13 protein-coding genes are annotated in these 12954 nt (G+C 72.9%); 11 read left to right on the plus strand and 2 right to left on the minus strand.

The window, feature by feature from the left end; genetic code table 11:
• Positions 1-84 precede the first annotated feature (84 nt).
• Positions 85-972: a DUF4184 family protein gene (locus O7605_RS23915; protein ID WP_269741228.1), complete on the plus strand. Its 888-nt coding sequence runs from the start codon at positions 85-87 to the stop codon at positions 970-972.
• On the opposite strand, the gene O7605_RS23920 is transcribed toward O7605_RS23915, so the two are convergent.
• Complete coding sequence (locus tag O7605_RS23920; RefSeq protein ID WP_269741229.1) at positions 899-1855, minus strand: acyltransferase domain-containing protein; 957 nt, start codon at positions 1853-1855, stop codon at positions 899-901. The two genes, O7605_RS23915 and O7605_RS23920, sit on opposite strands and share 74 nt — an antisense overlap.
• A 66-nt stretch (positions 1856-1921) precedes the next feature.
• Entirely contained in the window at positions 1922-2458 is a 537-nt protein-coding gene (locus tag O7605_RS23925) for a cupin domain-containing protein (RefSeq protein WP_269741230.1), read from the minus strand.
• 309 nt (positions 2459-2767) lie between these two features.
• Between O7605_RS23925 and O7605_RS23930 the strand changes: the two genes are divergently transcribed.
• Genes O7605_RS23930 through O7605_RS23975 form a run of 10 tightly spaced genes read left to right on the plus strand, consistent with a single transcriptional unit; the run spans position 2768 to position 12934 of the window.
• The gene (locus O7605_RS23930) at positions 2768-4375 is read left to right on the plus strand and encodes an ABC transporter substrate-binding protein (protein ID WP_269741231.1); all 1608 of its coding nucleotides are present in this window, start codon (positions 2768-2770) and stop codon (positions 4373-4375) included.
• Between the two features lie 10 nt (positions 4376-4385).
• On the plus strand, positions 4386-5471 hold the full coding sequence (locus tag O7605_RS23935) for an ABC transporter permease (protein ID WP_269741232.1): 1086 nt from the start codon (positions 4386-4388) through the stop codon (positions 5469-5471).
• Positions 5468-6385 (plus strand): ABC transporter permease, encoded by a 918-nt coding sequence (locus O7605_RS23940; protein WP_269741233.1) that lies wholly within the window; start codon positions 5468-5470, stop codon positions 6383-6385. The genes O7605_RS23935 and O7605_RS23940 overlap by 4 nt, the downstream gene beginning before the upstream one ends.
• A gap of 1 nt (position 6386) precedes the next feature.
• Entirely contained in the window at positions 6387-7367 is a 981-nt protein-coding gene (locus tag O7605_RS23945) for an ABC transporter ATP-binding protein (protein ID WP_269741234.1), read from the plus strand.
• A complete protein-coding gene (locus tag O7605_RS23950) occupies positions 7364-8332 on the plus strand; it encodes an ABC transporter ATP-binding protein (RefSeq protein WP_269741235.1) in 969 nt (322 codons plus the stop codon). Before O7605_RS23945 ends, O7605_RS23950 begins: the two co-directional genes overlap by 4 nt.
• Positions 8333-8342: 10 nt before the next feature.
• Positions 8343-9581, plus strand: coding sequence for an amidohydrolase family protein (locus O7605_RS23955; protein WP_269741236.1), 1239 nt, complete (start codon positions 8343-8345; stop codon positions 9579-9581).
• Positions 9578-11251, plus strand: a complete 1674-nt coding sequence (locus O7605_RS23960) for a DUF885 domain-containing protein (protein ID WP_269741237.1) — start codon at positions 9578-9580, stop codon at positions 11249-11251. The genes O7605_RS23955 and O7605_RS23960 overlap by 4 nt, the downstream gene beginning before the upstream one ends.
• A gap of 5 nt (positions 11252-11256) precedes the next feature.
• On the plus strand, positions 11257-11631 hold the full coding sequence (locus tag O7605_RS23965) for a nuclear transport factor 2 family protein (RefSeq protein ID WP_269741238.1): 375 nt from the start codon (positions 11257-11259) through the stop codon (positions 11629-11631).
• The gene (locus tag O7605_RS23970; protein ID WP_164447174.1) at positions 11628-11954 is read left to right on the plus strand and encodes a TIGR04076 family protein; all 327 of its coding nucleotides are present in this window, start codon (positions 11628-11630) and stop codon (positions 11952-11954) included. The genes O7605_RS23965 and O7605_RS23970 overlap by 4 nt, the downstream gene beginning before the upstream one ends.
• Positions 11951-12934 (plus strand): LLM class flavin-dependent oxidoreductase, encoded by a 984-nt coding sequence (locus tag O7605_RS23975; protein WP_269741239.1) that lies wholly within the window; start codon positions 11951-11953, stop codon positions 12932-12934. The genes O7605_RS23970 and O7605_RS23975 overlap by 4 nt, the downstream gene beginning before the upstream one ends.
• Positions 12935-12954: the final 20 nt, after the last annotated feature.

Here is a 12954-nt window from a genome sequence, read left to right on the forward strand (position 1 = left end):
GAATCGGCACCCGCCGTCGATCCGTCGTGCCGAGCCGGTCTCGCGCCGAAGATGATCCGGACGACAAGCCCTATGCTCCGCACCGTGCCGCTGACCTTTCCTTCGCATCTCGCGCCGGTGCTGGCGCTCAAGTGGTGGCGGCCACGGTGGTTCGACGGTGTGGCGTTGAGCACCGGCGCGATGTCGCCGGACGTCGCCTATCTGGCGACCGGCCCGACCGGCCGAAGTTTCGCCGACACCCATTCCTGGCCGGCGCTGCTCTGGTGGTGCCTGCCGGTGGCGCTGGCGTACGCGGCGGTCTTCCGCTCCTGCGCCGATGCCACCCTGGCCCACCTGCCCGGCGAGCGTTGGTTCGGCTGGAGTGGGCACGGTTCCCTGGCCCGGTGGTCGCACCGCTGGTGGATCACGATCAGCTCGGCGCTCCTCGGCGCGGCGAGCCACGTCGGCTGGGACTGGCTGACCCACACCGACGGCTGGCTACGAGCGGTGTTCGGTCTCCAATGGTCGAGCGTTACGGACGTCGCATGGTGGACGGTCTCGGATCTGACGAGCACCCTCGTCGGTGGTCTGCTCGTCGTCGTACTTGCCGTGCGCCTCGGCCGGCGGGAGACGGCGAAGGCCGGCGTCGGTCGGGTCGCACCGTCGTTTCGGCGTCCGGCGCTGTTCTGGAGCGTCGCCGCGCTGGTGTCCGCCGCCGGACTGGCGCTCGTGCCGCTGCTGCCCGGTGCAACCATCCTCGCCGCGACCATCGTCCGGTCGCTGCACGTCGCTGGTCTGGCCCTGCTCGCCGGTGCCATCGCCGTCCAGGTCCGGTCCCAGCGCTCGGGTGCGGGTTACCCGGGCGCGCCAGGTGACAGCGGTAGCGCAGGCAGCGCCAGCACCGGCCGACCCGCCGCGGTCAGCGGACCGGCTCGATCGGGAAGCGGCCGCGGCACCACCGCCAGTGGCGGCCGGCCTTCAGGTGGTCGATGACGGCGCGTTGCAGCACGGTGTCGCGCGGCAGCTGGTCCAGCGGAGTGGTCAGGGTACGGAACACGAACCGCACCACTTCGACGTCGGCGTCGAGCCCGTCCGGCTCCTGGTAGGGCTCCAGCTCGAATCGTCGCTGGAAGCGGACGATGTTGGAGTCCGCCGGCAGGTAGTCCCGCAGTTGCGGGTCGAGCAGCCAGGAGCCGCAGGCGAAGGCCGGGTAGTGCTCGTCGGGAAAGTGGCGTGGGAAGAACGCGCGGGCCTCGTCGAGTGACGCCTCGACCGCCGCCGGGGTCAGCGGCCCCGAGTCGGGGATGTGCAGTTCGATGGCGGTGCCGCCGCGATGGTGCTGGAGCCGGCCGAGTTCGTAGACGCTGCCGCGCACGTGCAGCGTCAGCCAACTCTGCATGACCGACCAACCCTCGCCCCGCATCCGTCGGTCGATCGCGAGGTTGCGGCCCAGGTCCGCGAGGGTCACCCAGGAGACGGTGTCGGGGACACCGTGGTCACGGTGGTACTCCCGGACCACCTCGACCAGGGCCAGGTACGCGTAGACGTAGAGGTGCCGCCAGGCGGGCCCCCGCTCGCGTGGCAGCGCCGGACCGGGCGGCAGCCACTCGTGGCCCCCGAGATCCGCGCGGACCAGGGCGATCGAGCGGTCGAGCAGCCAGCGCAGCTCCGGGGTCCACTGGGTGGAGTCGGGGTCGGGCCAGCCCGCCAGGATCTCGGCGGCGTCGTCCGGTCGCACCGCGAGCCGGTCGAGCAGCGCGGGCGCGTCGGCTCGGGCGGGCACCGGCGCCGACGGGTGGTCGCCGGCGAGCCGGTGCACGCGGTCGACGTCCTCGACGGGTACGCCGAGCCGGGTGGCGATGTCGTCCAGATTCACGCGGACGACAGTAGCGACCGGCGCGGCCGCCGCGACAGGCCCCGCCCGCGCTGCCCCGGGGCCTGGTCAGGGGTTGGGCGGGGTGACCGCGATGATCAGGTGGGCCGGCTGGTCGCTGGCGTTGCGGTAGAGGTGGGCCAGGCGTGAGTCGAAGGTGACGGCCTCGCCGGTGGTGAGGGTGTACGCCTCGCCGCCGATGTCGGCGACCACCTCGCCGCTGATGACGATGGCGCACTCGGTGGATGGGTGTGCCCACGGCTCGGCCGAGCTGGCGTCGCCCGGGGCGAGGTGGGCCTGGAGCACCTCGAGATCGCCGCGCCCCGGGGTCAGGCGCTCGTAGGTGATCTGGCCCGGGGGAGCGGTGAGCAGGCTGCGGCTGCCGGCCCGGCTGATGTGCACCGCCGGTGCCTCCGGTTCGGAGAACAGCTCGGCGATCGAGGTGTCGAAGACCTGCGCGAGCTTGCGCAGGGTGGCCAGGCTCGGGTCGGTCGCCCCGTTCTCGATCTGACTCAGCAGGGCGGGTGACACGTCGGCGGCTGTGGCGAGCTGCCGCAGCGTGAGGGAGTGCTGCTGGCGCAGGACGCGGAGCCGGTCACCGAGCATGTGAACCTCGATCCGATAACAGTGTGGCTAAAAATGTTTGACCAAGCTACACGCCCGTGTTTAGGGTGGTCAAACACGAGGCCGGCGCTGTTTGGTACTGGTAGACACGCCGCGTCCAGGCACGAACCGGACGAATGCGAGTCCGGCTACATCCAACCCTGCGACGACGCACCCCGAGAACCCGACGCACCCCTGAGAACCCGGAACACCGGCATCGGCCGTCTGGGCCCGGCCGGTGGGGGTGCCGCCGAACGTCGATGCCCCGCGGATCCCGCGCAGCGGGCCGCGCCATACGAAGGTAGGAACAGCATGTCGGTGTCCCCCCGCCGGCTCCGCGCCGGAGCGCTCGCTCTGGCGACGCTGGCCATCATCTCCACCACCGCCTGCACGGCCGGCGGCAGCGGTGGCAACGCGAACGGCGGCGAGGCCAAGACCCTCACCGTCAACACGTCGTTCGTGCTCAAGACCCTCGACCCCGGCCGCGTCTACGAGGCCACCGGTCTGACCGCCGTGCACGCCCTCTACGACACCCTGCTCACCTTCGAGGGCTCCGACGTCGGCAAACCCGTACCGGCGCTGGCCGAGTCGTACGAGGCGTCCCCGGACGCGAAGACCTTCACCTTCAAGCTGCGCTCCGGGGTGACCTTCGCCGACGGCAGCCCGCTCACCGCCGACGACGTGGTGTTCTCCCTCAACCGGTTGAAGAACATCAAGGGCAGCCCGGCGGTCACCGTGAGCGAGCTGAGCGTCAGCAAGACCGACGACAGCACCGTCGTGGTCACCTCCGCCACGCCCAACCCGAACGTGCCGGTGGTGCTGGCGATGCCGTCCACCGGCGTGCTCAACGCCGAGGTCGCCCGGGACAACGGTGCCAAGGACGGTGCGGACGCCGCACAGGGCGACACCGCCCAGCAGTACCTCGACACCAACTCGATCGGCAGCGGCCCGTACGTGCTCAAGTCGTACGAGCCGGAGTCGCAGGTGGTGCTGGAGGCCAACCCGAACTACTGGGGCGACAAGCCGCAGTTCGAGCGGGTGGTATTGCGCAACATGGACGTGCAGACCCAGAAGCTGACCATGCAGCGCGCCGAGAGCGCCGAGATCTCGCTGGACATCTCCGGCAAGCTGCTCGACGGCCTGCCGGAGAGCCTGCAGACCTCCGGTGTGCAGGACACCGTCTACTTCCTCTTCCTCAACGCCGATCCGGCGGTGTCGGCGGTGACCGCCAACCCGAAGTTCAACCAGGCGCTGCGCGCCGCCATCGACTACCAGGGCATCGCCGCGCTGTACGGCGAGGGCGCCGCGCCCGGCGCCGGTCTGGTCGCACCGGCCTTCCCCGGCACCCTGCCGGCGAGCGAGGCGTCGACCCGGGACGTGACGAAGGCCAAGGCGCTGCTCGCCGAGGCCGGGCTGACCGACCCGACAGTGAAGTTCAACTACCCGGCCATCACCTACAAGGGCGTGGACCTGGGCACCGTGGCGACCAAGGTGCAGGGCGACGCCGCCGAGGCCGGCATCACGCTCGAGTTGAACCCGCAGCCGCTGACCACCTTCCTCGACGAGATGCGCAGCGGTAAGTCGCCGCTGGGCTTCACCCCGCAGAGCCTGAACTACCCGGTCGCCGACTCGCTCATCAACAACATGGCACCCGGTCAGGCCACCGCGCTGCGCTCGGGCTGGACCGTCGAGCGCGCCGACCCGGCGATCGTGGCTGCCGGTGAGAAGGTCACCGAGACCCTCGATCTCGCCGCCCGGGCCACCGCCATGCAGGAGTGGCAGCGGCTGATGAACCAGTCCTCCCCGTACATCGTGCTGGCCAGCAACTCCTCCACGGTGGTGGCGACCGCCGACCTGACCGGCGCGGACTACTCCGCCGCCGGCTGGCAGGTCGACGTGGCCGCGGTCGGTCGTCGGTAGTCGGAGCACCATGACGACGGTCCACAACGGCGAGCCGGGCGCGGTCACCACGACCGCGCCCCGGCCCCGCCGCGCCCACCCGCTGCTCGCCTTTTTGGCCAAGCGGCTGGCGATCACCGCCGGGCTGCTGCTGGGCGTCACCGTGGTGACGTTCGGACTGGTCAACGTGGTACCCGGCGACCCGGTCACCGCCAACCTGTCCGACCAGGCGCTCAACGACCCGGCCACGGTGGCCGCCTTCCGCGAGAAGTGGGGGCTGGACCAGCCGCTGTGGCAGCAGTACCTGCACTACCTGGGCAACCTGGTCCGCGGCGACCTGGGCATCTCCCAGCAGACCGGCCGGGCGGTCCTGGACGACCTGGTCCGGTACGTGCCGGCCACGATGGAACTGGCCATCCCCACAATGGTGCTGGCGCTGCTGATCGGCACCGGGATCGGCATGCTCGCCGCGGTCCGCAACGGCCGGCTCACCGACCAGTTCGTCCGGGTCGGCGCCCTGCTCGGGCTCTCCACGCCACCGTTCTGGCTCTCGCTCGTGGTGCTCTACGTGTTCTTCTACCAACTCGGTCTGGCCCCCAGCGGTGGCCGCCTCTCCACCGGGTTCAGCCCGCCGCCGACGGTCACCGGCATGTACACAGTGGACGCGGCGCTGGCCGGTCAGTGGGACGTGGCCTGGGACGCGGCACAGCACCTGACCCTGCCGGTGCTGGTGCTGACCTCGCTGACCGTGGCGCTGCTGGTCCGCTTCGTCCGCTCCGCCATGCTCGAGGTGCTCCAGCAGGACTACATCCGGGCCGCGTACGCCAAGGGCCTGCCGACCCGGGTGGTGCTGCGCCGGCACCTGCTGCGCGCCGGTCTGGTCCCGGTGGTCACCGTCTCCGGCCTGGCCTTCGCCTCCCTGCTGTCCGGGACGGTGCTGGTGGAGAGCATCTTCGGCTGGCCCGGCGTCGGTCAGTACGCCTACCGCAGCGCCACCGCCCTCGACCTGCCCTCGATCCTCGGGGTCAGCCTGTTCGTGGCGCTCGTCTACACGCTCGTCAACCTGACCGTCGACCTGCTGTACGGGCTCATCGACCCGAGGATCCGCCTGTCATGACGATGATCGCACCCGATCCGGTGGCCCCCGACCCGAAGGTGGACCGGGCGCTGACCCGCCGTCGCTGGCTCGGTCGACTGCGCGGCGGCTCGACCGGCCGGCCGGTCTGGCGACAGCCGATCGCCGTGGTCGCGCTCACCATCCTCGGTGGCTGGCTGCTGGTGGCGATCCTCGCCCCGCTCGTCGCCCCGTACGACCCGCTCGCCCAGAGCGCGGACACCTACGTGGCACCCTCGGCGGTGCACTGGTTCGGCACCGACTCCCTCGGTCGGGACATCTTCAGCCGGGTCGTGTACGGCGCGCGGCTGTCTATCCCGCTGGCGCTGGCCATCGTCTCGTTGGCCCTGCTCGTGGGCGGTCTGCTCGGGCTGGTCGCCGGATATCTGGGCCGGCTCGCCGACGAGGCGTTGATGCGACTGACCGACCTGGTCTTCGCCTTCCCGCAGATCATCCTCGCCATGGCGGTCACCGCCGCCTTCGGCCCGAACACCCGCAACGCGGTGCTGGCGCTGGTCATCGTCTCCTGGCCGGTCTACGCCCGGGTCATCCGCAGCGCCGTGCTCAGCATGCGGGGCGACGACTACCTCAACGCCGCCCGTCTGCTCGGCGTCGGACCGGTCCGGGCACTGCGCCGCGACGTGCTGCCCAACAGCATCGGTCCGGCGATCGTGCTGGCCACCCTGGAACTCGGCAACGCGGTGCTGCTGCTCGCCGCGCTCTCCTTCCTGGGGCTCGGGCCGCGCCCACCGGCCGCCGAGTGGGGCTCGATGGTCGCGCTCGGCTCCCAGGACCTGTCGATGTGGTGGGTCAGCGTCTTCCCGGGCCTGGCCATCCTCACCGTCGTGATGGCCTTCAACGTGCTCGGCGACGCGCTGCGCGACCGACTCGACCCCCGCTACGCGAAGGGACGCTGAGATGGCGCCGCTGCTCGACGTCGACTCCCTCGCGGTGACCCTGCCCGGCCCGCGCGGGCCGCTGCCGATCCTGCACGACGTGTCGCTCAGCGTCGACGAGGGTGAACTCGTCGGCATCGCCGGGGAGAGCGGCTGCGGCAAGAGCCTCACCGCGCAGACCCTGCTCGGCCTGCTTCCGGCCGGCGCCACCGTCACCGGCACGGCGCGGTTCGCCGGCACCGACCTGCTCGGCCTGGACAACCGGGGCTGGCAGCGGATCCGGGGCGCGGGCATCGCCATGGTCTTCCAGGACCCGTCCGCCGCCCTGCACCCGATGCTCACCGTCGGCCGTCAGCTCACCGAACACATGCGGGTACACCTGCGAATGGACCGGCGGTCCGCGACCCGCCGGGCGGTGGAACTGCTCGACCAGGTCAGGATCCCCGACCCGGAGCGCGCCCTGCGCGCCTATCCGCACCAGTTCTCCGGCGGCATGCGGCAACGGGCGGCCATCGCCATCGCCCTGGCCGCGCGGCCCCGACTGCTGATCGCCGACGAACCGACCACCGCCCTCGACGTCACCGTGCAGGCCGGCATCCTCGCCCTGCTCGACCGGCTGCGCGCCGAGACCGGGCTGGCCGTCGCCTTCATCACCCACGACCTGGGGGTGCTCAGCGCGTTGACCACCCGTGGCTACGTCTTCTACGCCGGTCGCGTGGTGGAGACCGGCCCCACCGGGGCGCTGCTCACCGCACCCACCCACCCGTACACGGCGGCGCTGCTGGGCGCCCGGCCGCACGGCACCCAGGCCGTCGGCACGCTGCGGCCCATCCCCGGCGCCCCACCGGCCCCGGGCGAGGCGCCGCCGGGCTGCCCGTTCCAACCCCGCTGCCGGCACGCCGAGCCGACCTGCGGCACCGCGCCGCCGCCCCTGGCTCCGGTGGCGGCCGACCGGTCGGTGGCCTGCGTGGTCCGCCCGCACCTGGAGGTGACAGCCCGATGACCGTCCTGCTGGACATCAGCGACGTCGAGGTCGAGTACCGCTCACGGGGACGCGGCCGGGTGCTCGCGGTCGCCGGGGTCAGCCTGGACGTGGCGGCCGGGCAGATCGTCGGCCTGGTCGGCGAGTCCGGCTGCGGCAAGTCGTCACTGGCCCGGGTCGCCGTGGGGTTGACCCCGCCGAGCGCCGGGGCGGTCCGCTTCGCCGGGCAGCCGGTCACCCCGCTGGGCTGGCGGCGCCGACCGGACACCGAGATCGGCCTGCAGATGGTCTTCCAGAACCCGTACGCGTCGCTGAATCCCCGGCGCACCATCGGCGCGCAGCTGCTCGACGGCGTCCCGGCGACGGTGACCGGCGCGGCGGCCCGCCGGAACCGGGTGCGTGAGTTGCTGGACCGGGTCGGCATGCCGAGCACGGCCGCCGAACGGTACCCGCACCAGTTCTCCGGCGGTCAGCGGCAACGCCTCGCCATCGCCCGGGCGCTCGCCCCGCAACCCCGCATGATCATCGCCGACGAACCGGTCACCGCGCTGGACGCCTCCTCCCAGGCCCAGGTGGTCAACCTGCTCGTCGGGTTGGTCCGCGACCTCGACATGGGCATGCTGTTCATCTCCCACGACCTCGCCCTGGTGCACGAGATCGCCGACGTGACCGCCGTGATGTACCTGGGCCGCATCGTGGAGAGCGCGCCCACCCGCGAGCTGTGGCGCAGTCCGCGACACCCCTACACCCGGGCGCTGATCGACGCGGTGCCCCGCATCGGCCCCACCCCACGGCTGCCCGCCACCCTGGCCGGTGAGGTGCCCGACCCCGCCAACGCCCCCACCGGCTGCCGGTTCCGGCCGCGCTGCCCGCACGCCTTCGCCCCCTGCGGCGACCAGCCACCAACCCTCGACCTCGGCGGCCGCAGCGCCGCCTGCTGGCTCAACGACCCCACGATGGCCCCGGCCACCGTGCCCGCGAACTGAGGACGTCGTCATGCACACCGCCACCGAACAGGTCCTGGTCAACCTCGCCCTCTACGACGGCGTCGCCGACCACCTCCAACCCGACCGGGGAGTCTGGGTCGGCGCCGACGGGATGATCAAGGCCGTGGGAGCCGTCGACGACGTGCTCGCCGAGGCCGGCGACGCCCGCGTGGTCGACCTCGGCGGGGACGTGGTGATGCCCGGCCTGACCAACATGCACGTGCACCTCTCCCTCGGGCTGCCCGGCCACCTCGCCGACACGGTGCACCGGTCCAACCTGGCCGAACTGGTGCTGCTGATGGCCGACTCGGCCCGGCGTACCCTGCACGCCGGGGTCACCACCGCCCGACTGGTCGGCGAGGGACGCTACGCCGACTTCGCGCTGCGCCGGGGCATCGAGGCCGGCGCGGTGGACGGCCCCCGGATCTTCACCGCCGGGCACGCGCTGTGCTGCACCGGCGGCCACGGCTGGGAGGCCGACGCCCTGGAGGCCGACGGTGCCGACGGCTTCCGCCGGCTCACCCGGGCGCAGATCCGGGCCGGCGCCGACCTGATCAAGGTGTGCGTCTCCGGCGGGATCGCCGGTCAGTTCGAGGCCATCGACACCCCGCAACTGCTCGACGACGAGATGGCCGCCGTCATCCGGGTCGCCCACGACTGGGGGCGCAAGGTCACCGCGCACGCCGGGCCGGCCGACACCGTACGCCGGGCCGTCGAACTCGGCCTGGACTGTGTCGAGCACGGCTACGAGCTGACCGACGAGGTCACCCGCCTGATGGCCGACCGGGGCGTCTGGTACGTGCCCACCATCGTGGTGAGCCGCTGCGAACAGTTCTTCCGCGACTCCGGAGTGCCCGGCTGGTTGATGGACCGGGCACTCGCCGCCGGCCCCCGGCACTGGGAGAGCCTCCAGCACGCCATCCGCAACGGGGTGCCGATCGCCCTGGGCAGTGACATGCCGCCGCACGCCGGTTACGACGAGACCAGCGCGACCGTGCGTGAGCTGGAGTTCATGGTGGACGCCGGGATGTCGGTCGCCGACGCGTTGAAGGCCGCCACCATCCGTCCCGCCGAATGGCTCGACCAGGCCGACACGCTCGGCAGCGTCGAGGCCGGCAAGCACGCCGACCTGCTGGTGCTGCGCGACGACCCGACCCGTTCCGTCTCCGCGTTGCGCACCCTGCACGCGGTCATCAAGGGCGGCGTCGTCTACCGCGACGACCACCACCGCGTCCGGGTGCCCCGATGACCGACGTCACCACGGTCGCCGACGGGTACCTGCGCGCCCTCGCCACGCTCGACCCGGAGGCCGCCGAGGCAACCGGACGTACGCCGCAGTGGCGGCTGGCCGACCTGTCGCCGGACGGCTTCGACGCCCGCGCGGAGCTGGCCCGCGCGACCGCGACCGCCGTGGCCACCGCCACGGTGACCGTCCCGGCCGAGCGTGCCCTCGCAGCTGCCCTGGCCGACCGGCTGGCCAGCGAGGTGGCGCTGCACGACGCCGGCTTCACCACCCGGCTGCTCGCCCCGCTGGCCACCCCGGTGCACCTGGCCCGGCAGGTGTTCGACAACCTGCCCCGGACCACCGCCGACGACTGGGCCGTGGTCGCCGAGCACCTCCACCGGCTGCCCACCACCCTCGACCAGTACGCCGCCACGCTGCGGCGCTCCGCCGGGCGTGGCCAGCTGGTCGCCCGCCGGCAGGTGCTGACCGTCGCCGATCAGTGCGCCGCCTGGGTCGACGCCGACTTCTTCGGCGGTCTCGTCGCCGGTCACCGGGGCGGGCCGCTGGCCGGGCGGCTGGCCGAGGGGGCCCGGCGGGCCACGGCCGCCACGGCGAAGTTCGCCACGTTCCTGCGTACCGATCTGGCTCCCGCCGCCACCGACGTCGACGGCGTGGGCCGCGACCTCTACCAGGTCACCGCGCGCGCCTTCCTCGGCGCCACCGTCGACCTGGACGAGTTGTACGCGTACGGCTGGGCGGAACTGTCCCGCACCGCCGCCGAACTGCGGGCGGCGGCGGCCGACTGCGGCCATCCGGACGTGGCCGCCGCCCGGACGGCGCTGGACGCCGACCCGGACGGGCGGGTGCCGGTCGGTCCCGCCCTGGAGGAGTGGCTGACCAGGCGGACCGCGCTGACGACGGACCTGCTCGACGGGACGCATTTCGACATCCCCGCCGCCACCCGCCGGGTGGTGTGCCGGATCAGTCCGGCCACCTCCGGGGTCATGTACTACACCCCACCCGACGCGCGGCTGACCCGACCCGCTGGCATCTGGTGGTCGGTGCCGCCGGGGGAGTCGACGGTGCCGGTGTGGCGGCATGTCGGCACGCTCTGCCACGAGGGGCTGCCCGGCCACCACCTCCAGCACGCCATCACGCTCACCACCGCCGACCTGCACCCGTGGCAGCGCACGCTCTGCCAGGTGCACGGGTACGCCGAGGGTTGGGCGCACTACGCCGAGCGGCTCGCCGACGAACTCGGTCTCTACGCCGGCCCGGCGGAACGGCTCGGCATGCTGGACGGGCAGATGTGGCGGGCCGCCCGCGTGGTCGTCGACCTCGGCCTGCATCTCGACCTGCCGATCCCGGCGGGCAACGGGTTCACCGACGCGTCCCGCTGGAGCCACCCGGTGGCCGTGGACCTGCTCACCCGGGTCGCCGGGCTGGACGCCGCGACCGCCCGGTTCGAGGTCGACCGCTACCTCGGCTGGCCGGCGCAGGCGCTCGCCTTCAAGGTCGGCGCGCGGCTGTGGCAGCAGGCCCGCCGGGACGCGGAGCGCCGCGCCGGTGCCGCCTTCGACCGCAAACGGTTCCACCACACCGCGCTGGCGCTCGGGCCGATGGGCCTGGACCCGTTGCGTGACCGCCTCGCCGAGACGTTCCGACCCGCTGCCGACTCCCTCGACCGGAAGTGACCCCGATGAGCATCGACGAACTCACCGCCACGATCACCGACATGTACCGATCACTGGGGGATCGGTCCGCCTTCGACACCCACCTGCACCCCGACCTGACCATCTGGGAGTCCGACGCCGACCGGCTGCTCACCGGCCTGGCCGACCTGGACGCGCTGCCCGACCGGCGGGCCGCCGAGGCCACCGGCCCGGCACCGGTGACCGTCGCCCCGGAACAGCTGCGCGCCGAGTCGTGGGACGGCACCGGGCTGGTCCGGTACGTGCTGCGCGCCCGGCACGCCGACGACCGACCGGACACCTGCTTCCGGGTCACCGACGTGCTGCGGCGCGACGACGCGGGCTGGCGGATCGTGCACCACCACGCGGAGGCCGTGCGATGAGCGACGAGCAGCCCACCACCGACGTCTACGACCTGCGGGTCGTGGTGGAACGCATCGAGGGACGCTCGGTGTGCGGCATGAAGCCGGGCGACCACGTGGAGCTGACCGAGTCGTGCCGGTTGCGCATCCCCGAGGGCCAGCACTTCTGCCTGTACGCGCTGGCCGCCTGCCTGCCGCTGCTGCCGGCCAAGCAGCGGGCCCTGGACGACGGGGACTGGATGGCCCGGGACAGCCACGTCGCCTGCCCCGACCCGGAGGAACGGCTCATCATGCGTATCGAACGCACCGGCCGGCGGCAGATCCCCACCGAGGAGCTGACGTGACCCGCCTGGTGGGCATCGGCCTGCAGTCGGACAAGTCCGCCGACGAGTACGCCGTGCTGGCCGAGCTGGCCGAACGGCACGGCTTCGACGTGCTGTCCGTCTTCGGTGACCTGATGTACCAACCGCCGCTGTTCCCGCTGCTGGTGGCCGCCCGGCACACCCGACGGATCCGGCTCGGCGCGGCCTGCCTCAACCCGTTCACCCTGCACCCGGTGGAGGTGGCCGGCCAGGTGGCCGCCCTCGACCTGGCCTCGCACGGCCGCGCGTACCTCGGCCTGGCCCGGGGCACCTGGTTGCAGCAGGTCGGAGTGGCGCAGACCCGGCCGCTGCGCCGCATCGCGGAGACGGTGCAGATCGTCCGGCGGTTGCTCGCCGGCGACGACGGTGGATTCGTCGGCCGGGAGTTCACCGTGGCCCCCGGTACCGCGCTGCGGTACACCCCGGCCCGGCCGGACGTGCCGGTGCTGGTGGGCACCTGGGGCCAGCAGACCGCCCGGTCCGCCGCCGCGTTCGCCGACGAGGTGAAGGTCGGCGGGTCGGCGAACCCGGCGATGGCCAAGACGATGCGGGCGTGGCTGGACGAGGCGGCCTCGGGCCGGGACACCGGGGTGGTGCTCGGCGCGGTCACCGTGGTCGACACCGACGGGGCGCTGGCCCGGCGGATGGCCCGGACCGAGGTCGCCATGTACCTCGCGGTGGTCGCCGCCCTCGATCCCACCGTCGAGGTCGACCCGGAGCTGCTGGCCCGCATCCAGCGGCACGTCACCCGCCGCGAGGACGACCTGGCCGGCGCGCTGATCGGCGACGACCTGCTGGACCTGTTCGCGTTCTCCGGTACCCCGGAGCAGGTCGCCGCGCAGGCCGCGGCGGTCTTCGACGCCGGGGCGAGCCGGGTGGAGTTCGGCACCCCGCACGGCCTGACCCCACAGCGCGGGATCGACCTGCTGGGCCGGCGGGTGCTGCCACTGCTGCGCACCTGACGGTCGACCCCGCCGGCCGG

The organism is Verrucosispora sp. WMMA2121, from assembly GCF_027460185.1.
Taxonomy (GTDB): domain Bacteria; phylum Actinomycetota; class Actinomycetes; order Mycobacteriales; family Micromonosporaceae; genus Micromonospora; species Micromonospora palythoicola.

Coding starts and splice junctions, on each gene's coding strand:
- O7605_RS23960 (WP_269741237.1), top strand. CDS start 9,578: ATGACCGACGTCACCACGGTCGCCGACGGGTACCTGCGCGCCCTCGCC.
- O7605_RS23945 (WP_269741234.1), top strand. CDS start 6,387: ATGGCGCCGCTGCTCGACGTCGACTCCCTCGCGGTGACCCTGCCCGGC.
- O7605_RS23940 (WP_269741233.1), top strand. CDS start 5,468: ATGACGATGATCGCACCCGATCCGGTGGCCCCCGACCCGAAGGTGGAC.
- O7605_RS23950 (WP_269741235.1), top strand. CDS start 7,364: ATGACCGTCCTGCTGGACATCAGCGACGTCGAGGTCGAGTACCGCTCA.
- O7605_RS23965 (WP_269741238.1), top strand. CDS start 11,257: ATGAGCATCGACGAACTCACCGCCACGATCACCGACATGTACCGATCA.
- O7605_RS23935 (WP_269741232.1), top strand. CDS start 4,386: ATGACGACGGTCCACAACGGCGAGCCGGGCGCGGTCACCACGACCGCG.
- O7605_RS23930 (WP_269741231.1), top strand. CDS start 2,768: ATGTCGGTGTCCCCCCGCCGGCTCCGCGCCGGAGCGCTCGCTCTGGCG.
- O7605_RS23955 (WP_269741236.1), top strand. CDS start 8,343: ATGCACACCGCCACCGAACAGGTCCTGGTCAACCTCGCCCTCTACGAC.
- O7605_RS23925 (WP_269741230.1), bottom strand. CDS start 2,458: ATGCTCGGTGACCGGCTCCGCGTCCTGCGCCAGCAGCACTCCCTCACG.
- O7605_RS23970 (WP_164447174.1), top strand. CDS start 11,628: ATGAGCGACGAGCAGCCCACCACCGACGTCTACGACCTGCGGGTCGTG.